Source organism: Streptomyces polyasparticus (assembly GCF_014493765.1).
GTDB classification, from domain to species: domain Bacteria; phylum Actinomycetota; class Actinomycetes; order Streptomycetales; family Streptomycetaceae; genus Streptomyces; species Streptomyces polyasparticus.
Map to the genome: position 1 here is coordinate 1 of NZ_JACTVJ010000171.1, position 515 is coordinate 515.

At 49.1% G+C, this 515-nt stretch carries 1 protein-coding gene; it reads right to left on the bottom strand.

The window, feature by feature from the left end:
* Positions 1 to 515: lipoprotein NlpI (nlpI, locus tag H9Y04_RS49330; protein ID WP_187820197.1), on the bottom strand; the 515-nt coding region annotated here is incomplete at both ends.

Sequence of the window (515 nt, forward strand, 5' to 3'; positions counted from 1 at the left end):
GTCCCCCAGACTTAGGTAGTACTTACCTAAATAGAAGTTGGTTTCACTGAGATGCTCAGCGAGCGAGGTGTTATCCGTTGCGTCTGCCTTCAGACGAGTCATCAGCTCTTTTTCGCTAATGTCGCCAAGGTAGAACTCGACAATGTTCCATCCCCATTGCTCTTTATCCGACTTGTTTAAGCGCTCTCTGAGTGCTTCAAGCGCCCGCTTCTCGTCGAGTTTACGCTCGGCGATATAAAGCCACAGGCTACGGAAAGGATCATTGGGATCGTCTTGATAAAACGCCAGCAGATCATCTTGCGCTAACTTAGCCCGGCCGCCGTAATACAGGGCGATACCGCGGTTCAAGTGCGCGTAGTTGTAAGTTGGATCAAGCTCAAGTACAGAATCAAACGCTTCATAGGCAGCATCAAAATTGCCTGCCTGCGTTAAGTAAATGCCTAAGTAATTGAATACTTCCGGCATATCGGGTCGGATTGCCAGCGCTTGTGAAAAATCATTTCGCGCAAGTGCCC